Source organism: Winogradskya humida (assembly GCF_016862215.1).
Taxonomy (GTDB): Bacteria; Actinomycetota; Actinomycetes; order Mycobacteriales; family Micromonosporaceae; genus Actinoplanes; species Actinoplanes humidus.
Map to the genome: position 1 here is coordinate 1 of NZ_BOMN01000151.1, position 17,027 is coordinate 17,027.

At 70.4% G+C, this 17,027-nt stretch carries 16 protein-coding genes and 1 pseudogene; 7 read left to right on the forward strand and 10 right to left on the reverse strand.

What is annotated here, in order from left to right:
* From Ahu01nite_RS48905 to Ahu01nite_RS48915, 3 genes and pseudogenes are all read right to left on the reverse strand, one after another.
* Positions 1-602 (reverse strand): annotated as a pseudogene (locus tag Ahu01nite_RS48905) (hypothetical protein); the annotation flags it as partial.
* Positions 599-1,537 carry a hypothetical protein gene (locus Ahu01nite_RS48910; RefSeq protein WP_203843639.1) on the reverse strand — a complete coding sequence of 313 codons (939 nt, stop codon included), beginning with the start codon at positions 1,535-1,537 and terminating at the stop codon, positions 599-601. The pseudogene Ahu01nite_RS48905 and the gene Ahu01nite_RS48910, both read right to left, overlap by 4 nt.
* A 60-nt stretch (positions 1,538-1,597) precedes the next feature.
* Positions 1,598-2,332, reverse strand: a complete 735-nt coding sequence (locus Ahu01nite_RS48915; RefSeq protein ID WP_203843640.1) for a hypothetical protein — start codon at positions 2,330-2,332, stop codon at positions 1,598-1,600.
* A gap of 44 nt (positions 2,333-2,376) precedes the next feature.
* Between Ahu01nite_RS48915 and Ahu01nite_RS48920 the strand changes: the two genes are divergently transcribed.
* Positions 2,377-2,778: an SRPBCC family protein gene (locus Ahu01nite_RS48920; RefSeq protein ID WP_203843641.1), complete on the forward strand. Its 402-nt coding sequence runs from the start codon at positions 2,377-2,379 to the stop codon at positions 2,776-2,778.
* 3 nt (positions 2,779-2,781) lie between these two features.
* Complete coding sequence (locus tag Ahu01nite_RS48925) at positions 2,782-3,438, forward strand: 4a-hydroxytetrahydrobiopterin dehydratase (protein ID WP_203843642.1); 657 nt, start codon at positions 2,782-2,784, stop codon at positions 3,436-3,438.
* An 8-nt stretch (positions 3,439-3,446) separates the two neighbouring features.
* Here Ahu01nite_RS48925 and Ahu01nite_RS48930 read toward each other — a convergent pair whose 3' ends face one another.
* A complete protein-coding gene (locus Ahu01nite_RS48930) occupies positions 3,447-4,484 on the reverse strand; it encodes an epoxide hydrolase family protein (protein ID WP_203843643.1) in 1,038 nt (345 codons plus the stop codon).
* 39 nt (positions 4,485-4,523) lie between these two features.
* Between Ahu01nite_RS48930 and Ahu01nite_RS48935 the strand changes: the two genes are divergently transcribed.
* Together Ahu01nite_RS48935 and Ahu01nite_RS48940 are read left to right on the forward strand one after the other, a co-directional pair.
* Complete coding sequence (locus tag Ahu01nite_RS48935; protein WP_239159775.1) at positions 4,524-4,961, forward strand: CGNR zinc finger domain-containing protein; 438 nt, start codon at positions 4,524-4,526, stop codon at positions 4,959-4,961.
* Positions 4,962-5,051: 90 nt separating this feature from the next.
* Positions 5,052-6,209, forward strand: coding sequence for a monooxygenase (locus Ahu01nite_RS48940; RefSeq protein ID WP_203843645.1), 1,158 nt, complete (start codon positions 5,052-5,054; stop codon positions 6,207-6,209).
* A 63-nt stretch (positions 6,210-6,272) separates the two neighbouring features.
* Here the strand turns inward: Ahu01nite_RS48940 and Ahu01nite_RS48945 are convergent, their stop codons facing one another.
* From Ahu01nite_RS48945 to Ahu01nite_RS48970, 6 genes are all read right to left on the reverse strand, one after another.
* Positions 6,273-6,692: a hypothetical protein gene (locus tag Ahu01nite_RS48945; RefSeq protein ID WP_203843646.1), complete on the reverse strand. Its 420-nt coding sequence runs from the start codon at positions 6,690-6,692 to the stop codon at positions 6,273-6,275.
* Positions 6,693-7,137: 445 nt separating this feature from the next.
* The gene (gene fdhA, locus Ahu01nite_RS48950) at positions 7,138-8,373 is read right to left on the reverse strand and encodes a formaldehyde dehydrogenase, glutathione-independent (protein ID WP_203843647.1); all 1,236 of its coding nucleotides are present in this window, start codon (positions 8,371-8,373) and stop codon (positions 7,138-7,140) included.
* 145 nt (positions 8,374-8,518) lie between these two features.
* Entirely contained in the window at positions 8,519-9,853 is a 1,335-nt protein-coding gene (zwf, locus tag Ahu01nite_RS48955; protein WP_203843659.1) for a glucose-6-phosphate dehydrogenase, read from the reverse strand.
* Between the two features lie 115 nt (positions 9,854-9,968).
* Positions 9,969-10,580, reverse strand: coding sequence for a class I SAM-dependent methyltransferase (locus Ahu01nite_RS48960; protein WP_203843648.1), 612 nt, complete (start codon positions 10,578-10,580; stop codon positions 9,969-9,971).
* A 76-nt stretch (positions 10,581-10,656) separates the two neighbouring features.
* The gene (locus tag Ahu01nite_RS48965) at positions 10,657-11,262 is read right to left on the reverse strand and encodes a nucleosidase (RefSeq protein WP_203843649.1); all 606 of its coding nucleotides are present in this window, start codon (positions 11,260-11,262) and stop codon (positions 10,657-10,659) included.
* Between the two features lie 9 nt (positions 11,263-11,271).
* On the reverse strand, positions 11,272-13,575 hold the full coding sequence (locus tag Ahu01nite_RS48970; RefSeq protein ID WP_203843650.1) for a putative bifunctional diguanylate cyclase/phosphodiesterase: 2,304 nt from the start codon (positions 13,573-13,575) through the stop codon (positions 11,272-11,274).
* A 199-nt stretch (positions 13,576-13,774) separates the two neighbouring features.
* On the opposite strand from Ahu01nite_RS48970, the gene Ahu01nite_RS48975 reads away from it, so the two are divergent.
* The 3 genes from Ahu01nite_RS48975 to Ahu01nite_RS48985 all read left to right on the forward strand — a co-directional run bounded on the left by Ahu01nite_RS48975 (position 13,775) and on the right by Ahu01nite_RS48985 (position 17,011).
* Positions 13,775-14,581, forward strand: coding sequence for a SigB/SigF/SigG family RNA polymerase sigma factor (locus Ahu01nite_RS48975; protein WP_203843651.1), 807 nt, complete (start codon positions 13,775-13,777; stop codon positions 14,579-14,581).
* An 84-nt stretch (positions 14,582-14,665) separates the two neighbouring features.
* Positions 14,666-15,304 (forward strand): TMEM175 family protein, encoded by a 639-nt coding sequence (locus tag Ahu01nite_RS48980; protein ID WP_203843652.1) that lies wholly within the window; start codon positions 14,666-14,668, stop codon positions 15,302-15,304.
* A gap of 198 nt (positions 15,305-15,502) precedes the next feature.
* The gene (locus Ahu01nite_RS48985; protein WP_203843653.1) at positions 15,503-17,011 is read left to right on the forward strand and encodes a hypothetical protein; all 1,509 of its coding nucleotides are present in this window, start codon (positions 15,503-15,505) and stop codon (positions 17,009-17,011) included.
* Positions 17,012-17,027 lie beyond the last annotated feature (16 nt).

A 17,027-nucleotide genomic window follows, 5' to 3' on the forward strand; every position in this document is an offset into this window, starting at 1 on the left:
GTGGCCACCGAGCCGTTCGTGGCCACCGAGCCGTTCGTGGCCACCGAGCCGTTCGTGGCCACCGAGCCGTTCGTGGCCACCGAGCCGTTCGCGATCACGGTGACGACCGCCGCGCCTTCGCTGCGGGGGAGGTAGCTGGTGATGACGGGGAACGACCGCCCGAGCATCATCGCGAGGACATCGGCGAAGACGGCGGCGGAGGCGCTGTGAGTGACGACGGTCTGCCAGGCGACCGTGCCGAGCGAGCCGGCGAAGGAGTAGCCGCTGGGTGCGTCGGCCGGCGGCAGCACGCCGGGCACAGGCGGCGGAGTCCGGCGGCGGGTGGCGGGCAACGCGAGGGCCAGGCCGGGCGGGACACGGTCGCCGGCGACCCAGAGGACGACGTTCTCGCGGGTGACCTCACACAGAGCGCCATAACGCCGAAGATGCAAGGCCGCTGACGTCGGCGTTTCCAGCTGCCGGCCGCTCAGGAAACCAGCGATCTCCTCCTCGGAGCCGGTGACGCTGACCTGGCCGCCCGGGAAGACCAGGCCGGCGCGCAACGGGCCCGTGGTGGGTGCCAGCAACGTCCGGACCCCGTCGTGCTCCAGGTGGGTGATCATCGTGCGGCTCCGGCAAGGCTTCGACGGTACGCCCGGAGCGCACCCGCCGGGTCCCCGAGGTACGACCACGGGAACCGGGTCGCGAACGGCGCGGCAGCCGCGAGCAGGCCGGTGGCGGCGGGTTCGTCGCCGAGCTGGAGGAAGACCATGGCGAACGCGTTCAGGGCCAGGACCCAGCCCGGTTCCCGCCCGAACGAGCCGTGCCACACCGAGCGGTCGGCGGCGTCGATCAGCTCGCGGCGTACCGCATCGCAGCGCAGGTAGGCCCGGGCAGCGTCACCGCCGCCCAGCTCGGCGAAGTGTTCGAGGTGGCCCACGGCGACCAGCAGGGCGTTCGGGGCTCCGGGCGGGGCGGCCAGCATCCGGTCCCGGGCGAACGAGTGCACCTCGGGCCACGTGCCGGACCATTTGGGGCACAGCGACTGGAGCATCTGCAGCTGGCCGGTGACGTTGTGCGCATCGGTGCGGGCGAGGCGTGCGTAGCGGCGGCGTACCTCCCCGGGGCCCAGCTGCAGGCCACGTGCCGTCAGCAGGCGCTGGACCCATACGGCGCTGTCGTAAGGGTTGCGTGCCGCGGCGTCGATCAGGATCTGCTCGGCGGCGGCCAGGTGCTCGTGGAAACCGGTGAGCTGTTCCGGGCTGACCCGCTCGGCCGGTGCGCCGGTGCGGATCTGCCATCCGGTGTGGATCAGGTGGGCGGCGAGGACGGCGGCGGCTGCGGTGTCCGCCGGCTGCTGCTGCCACGCGTACCCGGCGAGTTGTCGTGCTTCGGGGTGTTCGGCCAGTTCGTGCACGATGAACGCGCGCATGCCGGGCGGGGCCGCGTCGAGCTCCGCGCGTACCGATGGCCAGTCCCAGATCTGCAGGGCCTGGACCGCCGCGGCGACCTCGGGAAAGGCGTCGGCCGCGTCGAAGCTGACATCGGCGGGCTGCATCGGACTCCTCGGGTCGGGGCGGCCCTCACTGTCGGCCGCCACCGCCCCGACCTGAGCGGGTCACCCCAGCTCAGACCCAAGATCTTTCATGAGTACGCCCAGAGCGCGCTGTTCCGCGTCAGCGCGCAGGTTTCCCTCCGCGAGCTCGTCGATGAGCCGGATCGTCCCTTCCCGGGTGGTTCCTGAGGCGGTGTCCCGGATCGTCCCGAGGTCGGGGGCCGGCACCGAGCACGCGGCGGCGAGGGCGGCGAGCAGGAACCGCTCGTGCTCGGACGCCTCCTCCCAGCGGTCGAGCAGCCCGGGCACCGCCGTGGTGACCGCTTCCCGCGCGGCGACGGCCTCCGGCGCCTCGACCGCGGTCTTGCCCAGCGCGCGCAGGGTGTCGGCCATTGCGGCGAGCTCCCGGCGGCCGACCGTGGCGATCATGAAGAGGTCCATCAGCACCCAGCCCCGGTAGCGGTCCCCGAGCCGGTCGTCGGCGGCCAGCTCCGCGAACGTGGGCACCATGCCCGCCGTGTGCGGATAACACGTCCCCTGATGCATGGCGGCGTTGAACAGCTCGCCCAGCAGGTCTCCCGTTCCCGCCTCACCCGTTCCTGCGTCGTCGTCCCCCGCGAAACACTCGGTGACGGCGATCAGCTCCCCGCGCAGGTCCGGCGCGGGGCGGCTCTCCAGCGGCGGCCCCGGCGACAACTCCACGCCAGCGGGCACGGGTGTCTGCGCCGGGCGTCGCCGCGCGGTCTCCTCGGCCGGCACGGTCAAGGTATAGGTATGGGCCCAGCTCGCGTCGGTCACCGCGGCATCCCACCACATCGGGGCGGTGGTGCCAGAATGAGGGCATGGCTACGGAAACGAGACACCTCGCCGTCGCGATCGACAAGCCCGCAGCCGACGTGTACGCGTACGCGTCGGACCCGACCAACATTCCACAGTGGGCGCCAGGCCTCGGCACCTCCGTGGAGCAGGTCGACGGCGTCTGGTACGTCGACACGCCGGGCGGCCGCCTCAAGCTCGACTACGCGCCCCAGAACGAATACCTCGTCCTCGACCACACCGTCACCCTGCCGACGGGCGACAGCATCTACAACCCGTTCCGGGTCCTGCGGGACGGCGACGACAGCGAGGTGGTCTTCACCCTGCGCCGGCGCCCCGGCATGACCGACGAGGAGTGGGCCGCCGACGCGGATGCGGTGCTGGCCGACCTGACCAGCCTGAAGCGGATCGTCGAAGGCGCGGGCTGACCCATGGCGAAACTCACGGCACAGCAGATCGCCGCCGAGAAGCTCGACGGCTGGGTCTACTTCCTCGGCGCGCTGCGCACCCGCGTCGCCACCCCGGACTTCGCCACCGGGCTCGCCCTGGTCAACGCGCTCGGGGCGGCAGCCGAGGCGGCCGACCACCATCCCGATCTCGACCTGCGTTACACCCGGGTCGACATCGTGCTGACAAGCCACGACACCGGCGCGGTCACCGGCCGCGACATCCGGATGGCCCGCACGATCTCCGCCCTGGTCGCCGATGCCGGACTTACCCAGGAGTGCGCCACGATCGCGCTCGTCGAGCTGGCCCTGGACACCCCGGCCCACACCGCGATCCTGCCGTTCTGGACGGCGGTCCTCGGTGGCGAGCACCGGGTGGGCGACGACGTCGGCGACGAGGTCCGCGACCCGCACGGCGTGCTGCCGACCGTCTGGTTCCAGGAGTCCGGCTCCGAGGAGCCCCGCCAGCACTGGCACCCGGACGTCTGGCTCGACCCCGCCCAGGTCCAGCCCCGCATCGACGCCGCGGTCGCCGCCGGCGGCACCCTGGTCAGCGACGCCGAGGCCCCCAGCTTCTGGGTGCTCGCCGACCCCGAGGGCAACAGGGTCTGCCTCTGCACCTGGCAGGACCGCACGTTCTGACCGGCGCCTCAGCGCTTGTCCGCGAAGAACGCGATGATGTCCGCGGCGAGCAGTTCCGGCTCCTCGTGGGCGGCGAAGTGCCCGCCGCGCGGCATCGTCGTGTAGCGCTCGACGCGGTAGGTGCGTTCGGCCCAGCTGCGCGGCGGGTGGCTCAGGTCCTTGGGGAACAGCGCGACGGCGGTCGGGACCCCGACGCGTTCGATCCGGGTGACCCTGCCCTGGGCGTGGTCGTAGTAGGGCCGGAACGACGTGGCGATCGTATTGGTGAACCAGTAGAGCGACGCCTGGGTCAGCACGAAGTCGTCGGTGAACGGGGTGTCGCTCCAGGACCGGTACTTCTCCAGGAGCCACGCCAGCAGCCCCGCCGGTGAGTCGGACAGCCCGGGGGAGAGGGTGAGCGGGCGCGTTCGCTGCTGGTGCTGGTAGGCGCCCTCGTCAGCCAGCCAGCTCGCCTGCCGGTCGAGGTGGGCGCGTTCGTCAGGAGTGAGTGTGTCCGCGTCGTAGCGGGGTGGGTCGGCGACGGCGAGAACGTGGATGCCCACCACGGCTTCGGGGTACGCCTGGCCGAGGCGAGCGGTGATGCCCGCGCCGAGGTCGCCGCCGTGGGCCGCGTACCGGGAGAAATTGAGGTTTTCGGTCATCAGGCGGTGCCAGAGCTCGTGCGTCTGGACGTCGCTGACCGGCGAGAACGCGTATCCGGGCAGGGACGGCACGACGACCGTGAAGCCGGCGGCGGCGAGGCGCTCGGCGAGGCCGGTCAGCTCCAGGAACGAGCTGGGCCAGCCGTGGGTCAGCACAATCGGCAGCGCGTCCGGGCTACCGCCGTCGTAACGCAGATAGTGCAGGCGCGTCCCGGCCACGTCGGCGAAATGCGAGGGCAGCGCGTTGATGGCCGCCTCCTGCGCGCGCCAGTCGAAGCCGCCGGCCCAGTAGGCGACCAGGTCGCGCAGCTCGCTGTCGTCGGTGCCGGGCCAGGCCTTACCCCAGCGGGTACGCCGGAGCCGGTCCCGCAGGTCCGCGAGTTCTTCCTCGTCAACCGTGAACATGACGTCAGGCTAACACCAGTGTCGGCGTACAGTGGTGTCGTGGATCAGGTGGTGGCCTTTCTCAACACCCTCGACGTGCGCAGCTTCGGCAGTCACGAGGGCGGCGACGTCCTCAGCGCCTGGCTGGGTGAGGATGACCGCAATGGGCTGGCTGAGGGACTTCGTGGTGCTTTGCGTAATGCCCTTTCCGAGGGGGCTGAGCCGGCCCTGGCGGCGTTCCCCCTACGGCTTGTCCCGGATTCCGCGGGCGGATTGCGGCTTGCCGCGCAGTCACCGGTCCCGGCGCTGACACCGATCGTGGAGACCGTCGCGAACGCCGTCGCGACCGGCGCGTGGGCGCGGATCAAGCTCTGTGCTGCGCCGGAGTGCCGCTGGGCGTTCCAGGACGTCTCCCGCAACGGGGGCAGCCGGTGGTGCTCGATGGCGGTCTGCGGCAACCGGCACAAGACCCGGGCGTACCGGCAGCGGCGTTCATGATCTCTTTGCTCCGGGTTGTCCCTGATTTACGGTGACTTGGTGTTCTTGGGATGATTAACGGGTTTCCATCCGGCCACTCGGAAGGCAGCCATGCGTCTCAAGGCCACGGTCACCGCCCTTGCCGCCCTCAGCCTGGTCGCCGCCTGCGGCTCCTCGCCGGCTGCGGCGCCACCCGTTTCCAGCAGCGCACACTCCGGCCATTCCGCGGGCTCCGCACCCCCACCGGCGGCGCTGCGCGCGGGTGAACGCTTCGTCGACCTGACAATCCCGCAGGCGTACATCCCGGCCGCGCCCCACGGCGGCACCGACGAGTACAGGTGCTTCCTCGTCGACCCGCAGCTGACGTCCCCTGCGTACCTCACCGGCAGCACGTTCCTGCCGCAGAACGCCGGCATCGTGCATCACGCGATCTTCTACCGGCTCAGCCCGGAGCAGTCCGCCGACGCGGTCGCGGTCGACGCGCGGACCCCCGGCGAGGGCTGGACCTGCTTCGGCGGCGCCGGGGTCGACGGGCAGACCGCATGGGTCGCGCACTGGGCACCGGGCGCCGGCGAGACGCTGATGCCGGCCGGTTACGGCTTCGAGATGCCGCCCGGCAGCAAACTCGTGATGCAGGTGCACTACAACCTGCTCGACGTGGACAGCGGCGTCCCGGCCACCGACCGGTCCGGCATCAAGATGCGCCTCGCCGACGGCACCACGCAACTGACGCCGCTGCAGACAGCGCTGGCCTTCGCCCCGATCGAGCTGCCCTGCGAGCCCGGCGCGACCGGTGCCCTGTGCGACCGTGCCACGGCGGTCGCCGACGTCGAGAAGCGCTTCGGAGCCGGCTCCGGCGACATGGTCCAGGACCTCAACCAGCAGTGCCAGGGCGGCGCCGCCCCGAAACCGGGCAACACCCAGCGGTGCGACCAGCCCATCGACCAGGACGGCACGATCCTCATGGCCGCCGGTCACATGCACCTGCTGGGACGATCGATCAAGGTCGAGATCAATCCGGGTACGCCCGCCGCGCAGACCGTCATCGACGTCCCCCGCTACGACTTCGACAACCAGGCCCTGGTCCCGCTCCCGAAACCGGTCCACGTCACGCGCGGCGACACCGTCCGGGTCACCTGCACCCACGACGCGACGCTCCGCAAACAACTGCCCCAGCTGCGGAAACTCCCGCCCAGCTACGTCGTCTGGGGTGAGGGCACCAGCGACGAGATGTGCCTCGGCATCATGGTCTTCGCCGCCAAGCCCTGACCCCTTTTTCGCACGGAACCCCCGGTGCCACCGTGGCACCGGGGGTTCCGTGTCTTCAGGACTTCAGCTGACCGAGGTCGGCAGCGCGTGGGTGGTGACCTTGTGGGTCTTGATGACGGTCACCCGCACCCGGGTGAAGACGTTCTTGTGATTCGAGGCCTTGCGCACCCGGGTGAACTTCAGGGTCACCTTGTCCGACGTGACCTTCCCGGTCGCGCAGTCCGGCACGCAGGTGTTGACCTTCCGGACAGCCGTCGCATAACCGGTGCTGCCGGTCAGCTTCGTCCAGTGCACGCTGGTGTAGGAGACGTCCTTGTACGGCCGGATCGTCGCCGGCTTCACCTTCGTGACAACCTTCGCACTGCCGTAGTCGACAACAACCGCCGTCTTGGCCGCAGCCGCATCGGCCGGCCCGGCGAACAGCCCGGCGGAAACAATGACAGCTGCCGTCGCGGCAACAGCGGCACGCTTCAGAAAACTCATACTGAACTCCCCGTGAACAACGATGTTGGGGAAACCCTAATCCGCCCCCGCCACCAGAGATCCACAAGCGACCGCCACGTGGCACGAATCCGGGAGAGTCCTCAGATCCGGCGACCGCCGGCCTCCCGGCGACGCCGGCCTGCCCCGCCTTGAGCAGACGGCGGCGTCGGTTGCGACGCTGGCCGCAGACGACGGCTGGTGCAGCGCCGGAAAGCCGGGCGACTGCACCGCACGGCGCCCGAACCTGCCACCCACGGAGTCCGATGTCCGAGAAGCCGCGGGGTGTCCTTCGAGATCCTCGGTCTGCTGCCGGACGGCACCTGCCTCGACGCGTAGGGCCGGCCTTCGCGCGGTCGGAATGCTCAAGTCGTACCGGTGGATCGGGGGCCTGCCGCGCCGGAAGCAAAGACCGGCGCGGCAGGGCGATCCCCTCAGGGCGGGCACGTCAGGCGATGACGCCGTGCGGGTCGAGGACGTACTTGCGGGCCGCGCCCTTGTCGAAGTCGGCGTAGCCCTGGGCGGCCTGGTCCAGCCGGATGGGGGTGGCGTTGACGTTCTTCGCGATCTGGACGCGGTCGTGCAGGATCGCCATCATCAGTTCGCGGTTGTATCTCATGACGGGGCACTGGCCGGTGACGAACGAGTGGGACTTCGCCCAGCCCAGGCCGAGTCGCAGGGACAACGATCCCACCTTGGCGGCCTCGTCGATGCCGCCCGGGTCGCCGGTGACGTAGAGCCCCGGGATGCCGATCGCGCCGCCCGCCCGGGTCACCGTCATCAGGGAGTTCAGGACCGTGGCCGGCATTTCCGTCCGGGCGTTCTCGCCGTGTCCCCGCGCCTCGAAGCCGACCGCGTCCACCGCGGAGTCCACGAGGGGCTGGCCGATCGCCGGGGCGTCGTGGCCGAGGATCTGCTGGACCTGGTCGGCCGGGTCGCCGTCGGCCACGTTGATGGTTTCGCAGCCGAAGCTGCGGGCCTGCGCGAGCCGTTCCTCGTTCAGGTCACCGACGATCACGACTGCGGCGCCCAGCAGGTATGCCGAGGTAGCCGCGGCCAGCCCGACCGGGCCGGCGCCCGCGATGTAGACCGTGGAGCCGCTGGTGACGCCGGCGCTGACGCAGCCGTGGTAGCCGGTGGGGAAGATGTCCGTGAGCATGGCGAGGTCGAGGATCTTCTCCATCGCCTGGTCGCGGTCGGGGAACTTGAGCAGGTTCCAGTCCGCGTACGGCACCAGCACGTATTCGGCCTGTCCGCCGACCCAGCCGCCCATGTCGACGTACCCGTAGGCTGATCCTGGCCTGTCGGGGTTGACGTTGAGGCACACGCCGGTCTTGCGTTCCTTGCAGTTGCGGCACCTGCCGCAGGAGATGTTGAACGGTACGGAACACAGGTCCCCGACCTTGATGAACTCGACGTCCGGCCCGACGTCGACGACCTCGCCGGTGATCTCGTGGCCGAGCACCAGGCCTTCGGGTGCCGTGGTGCGCCCCCGGACCATGTGCTGGTCGCTGCCGCAGATGTTGCTGGCGACGGTCTTGAGGATGACTCCGTGCGGGACCTTGCGCCCGACGTTCTCCTTGTTGACGCCGGGACCGTCCTGCAGCTCGTACGTCGGATAGTCGGTGTCACGGACCTCGACCTGCCCCGCACCTTGATAGACAACCGCTCTGTTGCCTGGCATCGCAGCCTCCCGATCGACACGCATCGTTACGTTCTCGTAACGGCCATGTTTCTCCGGCGGCGGGCGAAGCGACACTCCCGATGTCAGTGCACGCACATCACGAACGTAAAAGGGCGAGGCCGCAGCCCCGCCCTTCTGCGAAACCTCAGGCCCAGCCCCCGGCGAGGGCGTCGGCCTCGTCCGGACCCCAACTTCCCTGTGGGTACGCGAGAACGCCCGACTCGAGGTCCAGGATCGGCTCGACGATCCGCCACTCCTGCTCGATCGCCTGTTCGCGGGCGAAGCGCAGGTGTTCACCGTCCATGGCGTCGTCGAGCAGCCGCTCGTACGCCTCGCGGCGCGGCTCCAGCACGTCGTCGAAGTCGACGGCGAGGGCGACGGTCTGCGCGGTCACGTCGGCGCCGGGCCGCTTGACCTGCACCGTCAGCGAGATGCCGTCCTTCTTGCCGAGCTGGAAGCGCAGGAGGTTGCCGTTGCCGGGCTTGGCGCCCTTGAACTCGACGACCACCTCGGTCGACGTGACCGGCATCGACTTGCCGGTGCGCAGGTAGAACGGCACGCCCGCCCAGCGCTCGTTGTCGACCGTCAGCCGGGTCGCCACGAACGTCTCGGTCTGCGATCCGGTGCCGACGCCCGGCTCGTCGCGGTAGCCCTCGTACTGCCCGCGCACGGTCGTCTCCGGGGAGAGCGCGGCGGCCTGGCGCAGCACCTCGGCCTCCGCGGCCTGGAAGGCTTCCTGCGTGTCGTCGGCGGGCTCCTCCATCGCGAGCAGCGCGACGACCTGCAGGATGTGGTTCTGCAGCACGTCGCGGGTCGCGCCGACCTTGTCGTAGAAGCCGGCCCGGCCCTGCGTGCTGAACTTCTCCGCGACCGTCACCTGCACGCTCGCGATGTGCTCGCGGTTCCACAGCGGTTCGAAGACGGCGTTGGCGAAGCGGAAGAGCGTGATGCCCTCGACCGGCTCCTTGCCCAGGTAGTGGTCGATGCGGAAGGTGCGTTCCGGGGCGAACGCGCCGCGCAGGGTCGCGGCGAGCTCGTGCGACGACGCCAGGTCATGCCCGAACGGCTTCTCCACGACGACGCGGCCGCGGCCGGCGAGCCCGGCGCCCTTGAGACCCTCGACGACCGCGTCGAAGACCGCCGGCGGGATCGCGAAGTAGAACAGCGGGCGTTCGGCACCGGCGAGGGCGTCGGCGAGCCGTGCGTACGTCTCCGGGTCGGCGTAGTCACCGGAGATCATGCTCAGCCGGCCGGCCAAGTCCTCGAAGACGTCCTCGTCGACGTCGATTCCGGCCTCGGTGACCGATTTGCGGGCCGCCGTCACGAGCTGCTGCTGGTCCCACGGCGACCGGGCGAAACCGATGACCGTGGCGGGCACCCGGCCGCGGCGCGTCAGCTCGTACAGCGCGGGGAACAGCTTCTTGGAGACCAGGTCCCCGGTCACGCCGAAGAGCACGACGGCATCGGATCGCACGTCCATCACGGGTTCCACCTCGGTAAACGAAAAAGATCTATCCTCGCCAACCCAACCCGGTCCACCCGGGCGGTCATTCCGCGCGGGCCCCCGATGTGGCGGGCGACACGTGAAAGATCGTTCAGGAAAGGGGGCGGCGGCAGTGGTAGACCAGCGCGGGCGGGAGGTTCGCCCACACCGTGCGGCCCACCACGACCTCGTCGAACCGTTCCTCCAGCGCGCGCCGGAAGTGCCGGGCCGGGCTGGTCCAGCGGGCGTGGACGTAGGCGAACGTCGTGAACGCGCCGCCGGGGGAGAGCGAGGCCACCACGGCGTCGAGGACCTCGCGCTGCAGCGGGCGCCGGAACGCCGCCCAGGGCAGGCCGCTGACGATCACGTCGGCGTTCTCGAGGCCGAGCCCGGCGAGCGTCGCGGGCAGGTGCCGGGCGTCGGCGGTCAGCACGTCGACGCCGGGGAACCGGTCGCCGAGCAGGGCGGTGAACCGCTCGTTGACGTCCACCGCGATGTGCCGTCCCCGCCCGGCGAGCTGCGACTGGATCATGCGGGTGAACGACCCGGTCCCCGGCCCCAGCTCCACCACGACCGGGTCACCGGACGACGGCACGGGCGCGATCACCCGCTGCGAGAGCGCCCGGCCGCTGGGGGTGAGCGACGCGACCGCCATCGGCCTCCGGACGAACTCGCCCACGAAGGTCAGGGTGCCGGTGTCACACGACGTGGCTGTGCTTGTCATGCACCGATCGTGGGGCAGCGCCCGGAGATCAACCAGTGGTCCGGTTGTCATAGGATCGGCAGGTCCTGGCTACGCCTCAGCGGGGGACGTTCTCCGCGACCCAGGCGGCGAGGGACCTGGCGCACTCCGCGACCGACTGCTGCCACGTCATACCGGCCTGCTCGGACGCGTCGTCGCTGACATGCTTGACCAGCCTGACGGGTACGCCAGCCGCCTGGGCCGCCGCTGCCACGGCGTAGCCCTCCATGTCGACCAGCGAGGCGTGCACGGCGAGGCGGTCGCGGGTCACCTCGTCGGCGATGAACGAGTCGCCGGTGGCCAGCGTGGGACCGTCCGGATCGCCGACCAGCAGCGGGGGACCGGTCACCAGGCCGGTGATGCGGAACAGGGCGTCGCTGTCGAGGTCGTGCTGCAGCACCGTGCCGATCGTGTGCGTACCGGTCAGGCCCGGGTGCAGACCTCCGGCCGTACCCAGATTGATGATCTCGCTGGGGTGCGGGCCGCGCGCCAGGACCGTGGCCACCGAGAGGGCCGCGTTGACCTTTCCCATGCCCGTCAGCAGGACGGGGAGATCGCTTTCCCTCTTGTCGCCTTTCGTCTCAGCGAACAGCGCCTCCGCCTCGAGGTGCACGGCCATGACGAGCAGCGGCTGGTTCGCGGTGACCGTACCGATGATTTCCACACCGGGATGTTATCGAGTGAGCGAAGGGACGGTGGCCCACAGCTCGCTCATGCGGGCGGCGGGGAGCGGGCGGGAGAAGAGGTAGCCCTGGCCGTACTGATAGCCGAGCTTCTGCAGCAGGTCACGCTGCTCCTCGGTCTCGATGCCCTCGGCGACCGACGCGAAGTCCAGGGCGGTGGCCATCTGGCTGACCGCGGTGGCGACCGCCGCCTGCCGGCCGACGGTGGTGATCGACTCGACGAACGAGCGGTCCAGTTTGAGCGTGGTGACCGGGCAGGTGAGCAGCAGGCCCAGCGACGACGCCGCGGTGCCGAAGTCGTCGAGGGCCAGCCGTACGCCGAGACCGCGCAGGCTCAGCATCGCCTCGTGCGACTCCGTGTCGTCGAGGACGGCGGTCTCGGTGACCTCGATGTTGAGGCAGCCCGGTGGCAGACCCGTCGCGGCCAGCACCTGGGCGACGTCGTCGACGAACGTGCCCGTGCGCAGCTGGCGCCCGGCGACGTTCACCCCGACCGTCATGTGCGCCGCGCCCGGGTAGGTGGCCCGCCAGTCGGCGGCCTGGCGGCAGGCCTCGCGCAGCGCCCAGTCGCCGATCGCGACGATCAGCCCGGAGCGTTCGGCGAGCGGGATGAACTCGTCGGGCGAGACCAGGCCCCGGACCGGGTGGTTCCAGCGGATGAGTGCCTCCACGCCGGTCAGCGCGGAGTCGGCCAGCCGAACGATCGGCTGGTACGCGAGCATGAACTGCCCCTCGTCCACGGCCTGCGACAGCTCCCGGATCATCTCGGCCTCGGCGCCGATCCGCGCGCCCATCTCGTCGCTGTAGAGCACCCAGGTGCCCTTGCCGCGCCGCTTGGCCTCGTACATCGCGATGTCGGCGTTGCTGAGCAGCGCGGACGGCTCGTCACCGGGGCCCGCGGCGGCGACGCCGATGCTGGCGCGCGCGGCGATCGTGTGCTGCTGGATGGTGACCGGCTCCGCGACCCGGCTGAGGATCTGCTCGGCGACGCGACCGGCCTCCGCGCCCGGTGTGCCGCTGAGCAGGACGGCGAACTCGTCACCGCCGAGCCGTGCCACCAGGTCGTCCGCGCGGACCGCGGCGCGCAACCGCTCGGCGACCGTGATCAGCAGGGCGTCGCCCGCGGCGTGCCCCATCGTGTCGTTGATCGTCTTGAAGTCGTCGAGGTCGATCAGGAGCACGGTGCGTTCGCTCGACCCGCCCTGCCGGTCCATCTCGGCGTTGAAGGTGGTCCGGTTCGCGAGCTTCGTCAGCGCGTCCGAGGCGGCCTGCTCGCGCAGCAGGACCTCCTGGTCCTTCAGCTCGCCGAGGGCGGTGTCGAGGCGCCGGATCAGCACGACGTTGTCCTGGAACGCCACGAGCTGCCGGGCGGCGACCAGCGCGGTGATCACGACGACGCCGGCGAGGGCACCCCAGAACTGGGTCGACACGTGCGCCGGGAGCATGGCGAAGAAGACCAGGAAGGTCAGGGCGATCATCCCGTACGGCAGCAGGCTGTACGGCCGCCGCTTCTTGCGTGTGCCCGTGCCCTCGATGCGTACCGTGATCTCCTGGATCCTCGGTCCGACCGCGATCAGCAGTGAGGGCAGCAGGCGGATGCCGAGGACGTACACGTGGTTGTCGTGCTGGAACGCGCCCGGCAGGAACGTCGCGACGCCCTGGACCATCGGCGCCGCGACCATCGGCCACGCGGCGATCAGGGCCATCGGGGGTTTGCGGATCAGCGCGACCTTGGTCGCCGAGAACGCCGCGACGATCACCAGCGCGGCGGTGATGCTCGCGGTCACCCGGTCGGTGTGCTCGTCGATCGGGTTGACGGCGAAACACCAGGCCATGACGCCACCGCCGACGAGTACGGTCGCCGCGTCGAGCCAGAACACGAGTTTCTCGCGTCCGGAGCGCAGCCCCTGCGGGAAGATCAGGCAGGCCAGGACGTTGGCGCACATCCCGATCGTGAAGAACACGCTCTGGACCAGGCCGCCGTCCATCGACGGGGTGCCGGCGGCGAGGACGGTGTGCAGGAACTGGTAGCTGTCACCGGTGGTGAAGGAGGTGCCGGCGAACGCGATCGACGACCAGAACCGCCGATAGCGGGCGGGCGCGAGGGTGCGCAGGCGCCACCCGCCGACGGCGAGCGCGGCGTCGAGCGGCACCTGGACCGCCCAGAAGATCTGCACCTGACGGACGTTGTCGCCGTCGAAGACCGTGAAGAAAACCCAGCCCAGAGCGGTCAGCGACACCAGGGCGAGCAGGACCGGGTCGCGCCGGATCAGGTCGAACGGACGCCTCTGCACGCTCCCACTCCTCTCCGCCTCGTCCCGTCTCCGTCAGTACGTCGGCGCATGAACCGGGCGGTTGAGGGAATGTGACTTTCGGCAAACCTCATACTTTCGGTGATCTACATGTAACCGAAAAGGTGAGTTTAGGCAGGGCAGGGCCGGGGGCATATGTGCGCCGACCCGGAAAGACCGTGCCGCCGAAGGAGTCCCTCCCATGACCGTCGTTACCGCCGCCCCGATCAAGACCGAGGCCGCCTCTGACGCTTCGGCCACGACGGACAAGGCCAGCGAGCTGATCGCCGCGCTCGCCGCGATGCCCGCCGGCCACCCGTCGCGCAGCACCGTCCGGGCCCGCACCATCGAGGCCTGGATGCCGATGGCCCGCCACCTCGCCAACCGCTACGCCGGTCGCGGCGAGCCCCTCGACGACCTCGTCCAGGTGGCCACCATCGGCCTCATCAAGGCGGTCGACCGCTTCGAGGCCGACCGCGGCGTCGAGTTCGCCGGCTTCGCGATCCCCACCATCATCGGCGAGATCAAGCGCCACTTCCGCGACCGTACCTGGTCGATCCGCGTGCCGCGCCGCCTGCAGGAGCTGCGCCTCGCGATCACGGCCGCCAACACCAACCTCACCCACACCCTGGGCCGCTCGCCGACGGTCGCCGACATCGCCGTCCACCTCGAGATCACCGAGGAAGAGGTCCTGGAGGGCCTCGAGGGCGCCCGCGCCTACAACGCGACCAGCCTCTCCACCCCGATCAGCGCCGACGGCAACACCGAGCTCGGCGACACCCTCGGCGGCGAGGACAGCGAGTTCGAGCTGGCCGAGACCCGCGCGGCCCTCGCCCCGGCCCTCGCCACCCTCGACGAGCGCGAGCGGAAGATCATCACCCTCCGCTTCTACGGCAACCTCACCCAGTCGCAGATCGCGGACCAGGTCGGCATCTCCCAGATGCACGTCTCCCGCCTGCTGACCAAGGCCCTCGTCAAGCTCCGCGGCCAGCTCGACTTCGCCGCCTGATCTTCCTGTAAGAGACACCCAGTACGTAAGAGACACCCAGTACGCCCGGGCAGCCGCCCGGGCGTACTGCCGTATGTTGGCGCGATGTCCCTCATCGCGCAGGAGCTGGAGCAGGACGGCAACGCCGACCGGTCGCCCACCGAGCGGCTCGTGTTCTTCTCCGACGCCGTCATCGCCATCGCCATCACCCTGCTCGCCCTGGAGCTGCCCGTCCCGCACGGGGAGACCGTCGGGGAGGCCTGGCGCGCTCTCGGCGAAGCCTGGCAGGAATACCTCGGGTTCCTGATCAGCTTTATCGTGATCGGCACGCAGTGGCTGAATCACAACGCGGTGTTCCGCAACATCGAGTGGACCAACCGGCGTCTCGGTCAGCTGAACCTGCTCTGGCTGCTGACCGTCGTGGTGAACCCGTTCGCCACCAAGCTGCTGGTCAGCGAGGTCTCCTTCCCGATGGCCTTCACCCTGTACTCGATCCTGCAGGCGCTCGCCGCCGTCGTGCTCGTCCTGATCATGCGGTACGCCCAGCGCCACGAACTGGCCAAGCCGAACACCTCCGCCGCGTACTTCCGGGTCGCCGTCGCCCGGACGCTGACCGTCGCCGCGGCATTCCTGCTCGCGATCCCGGTCGCCTACTTCACGCACTGGGCGTACGCGATCTGGTGGGCCATTCCCACCGTCGCAGGCTTCATCCGGAGGCGGAGAGCACCACAGCCCGCTGCCTGAGCGGGGTCGCGCGGTCCGGCGGGCATCGATTATCTTGCCTCGACCGCCCGCGCGACCGTGGGCCGGCAACGGGGGAGATCCGATGTTCCGCAGATCCTGGCGGGCGGCCGCGGCGGCGGTCCTGCTCGGCGCCGTACTGTCCATGGTGTTCCCGCGACCCGCGCTCGCCGCGCTGGAATTCCCGATCGGGGGCGGACCGTGGTGCTCAGCGTGGGCGCCGGCACCGCCAAGCCGTGGCTGTACACCTACGACGGGAACTCGTATCGGCTGGTCAACCCGACGATGACCTACGAGTTGCCGCCCGAGCTCAAGGTCGTCTCCACGAAGGACCGGTGCACGACCGCCGAGGACGGGACCCGGGTCACCTGTCGCGGGGTGAACGTGAACAGCCGCTCCTCGCCGGTGAACTCCTACTCCGAGCTCGAGGTGGCCACGACGCCGGGCGCCCACGCGGGCGACACCGTCGTGATCAAGGCGACGCTGCGCGCCGACAACCTCGCGGCGCCGAGCTCGGCCGACGCGCCGATCGAGCTGGCCGAGGCGGTCAACCTGGCCGCCAAGGTGGCCGACACCGACCTGAACCCCCGGGTGGGGGAGGACTTCACCCTGCCGGTGGACCTCGTGAACGTCGGTGACACCACCGTCCACACCGCCGTGCTGTCCTTTATGCGGCTCGGCGGCGGCCGCTACAGGTCGCACCTGCTGGTGGACTCCGCGCCGGTGAAGTTCGAGAACTGCTGGTACGACGAGCGGGGACTGCCCATCTCGTGCCTGTTCGACCAGGACCTGGCTCCCGGCACGGAGTACACGGCGACGGTTCCGCTGAAGGCCAGGGCGGACGCACCCCTGAACGCCCCCGGCGCGATCATCGAGGTGTGGTCCGCGGTCAACGGGCAGACCCCCGAGCGGGTGGGCACTCCCGGCACGGCCGCGCCGCTGAAGCTGGAGCCGGTCGCCTCGGCCGCCGGCCGCACAGGCCAGCAGGACTACAACTCCCTGAACAACACGGCGCAGTTCCACCTCGCCGTGGGCGGCCAGTCCGGCAACGACGTGGTCCCGGTCGTCACGTCCCCGGTGCGAGGCAGGGCCGGCGCCGTCGTCACCGCCACGGCCGGTTTCCGCAACGCCGCGCCCTACAGCATCATGCTCGCGTACGCCGACATGCTGGGCGTCTACTTCACGACCCCGCCCGGCACCACCGTCACCGAGGTGCCCGGCGACTGTTACCGCACGCCCGGTCACGCGGGCCGCTACTGGTGCGGGGCGGGCTGGCGGGGCTCGCCGGGCGCCGGGAACGACAGCGACCAGCTCATCCGGATCGCACCGGGCGAGCAGCAGACCTTCGACTTCAAGCTCCGCATCGACAAGGTTGTCCCCGACGCGGAGGCACCCGTCCAGATCCACGCCTACCACTACGAGGGCGACTTCTCGGTGGACGAGCCGCTGCCACTGCGCGACGAGAGCGACGTGACGAACAACGCGACGGTCCTGCTCCTCAACCCGTCGTCCCCTTCGTCCCCCAGCTCATCGCCGTCCCCGACCCCGACCACGACCACCACTCCAGTAGCGGATGGGGGAGCGGGTGGCGGTCTGCCGGTCACCGGGCCGACAGCCGGGCTGCTGGGCGGGCTCGCCGCGCTTCTGGTGGTTGCCGGGGTCGCTGTCGTGGTTGTCGCGCGCCGGCGGCGTACCCGTTTCATCGCCTGACCCGCGGCGGTCGTAG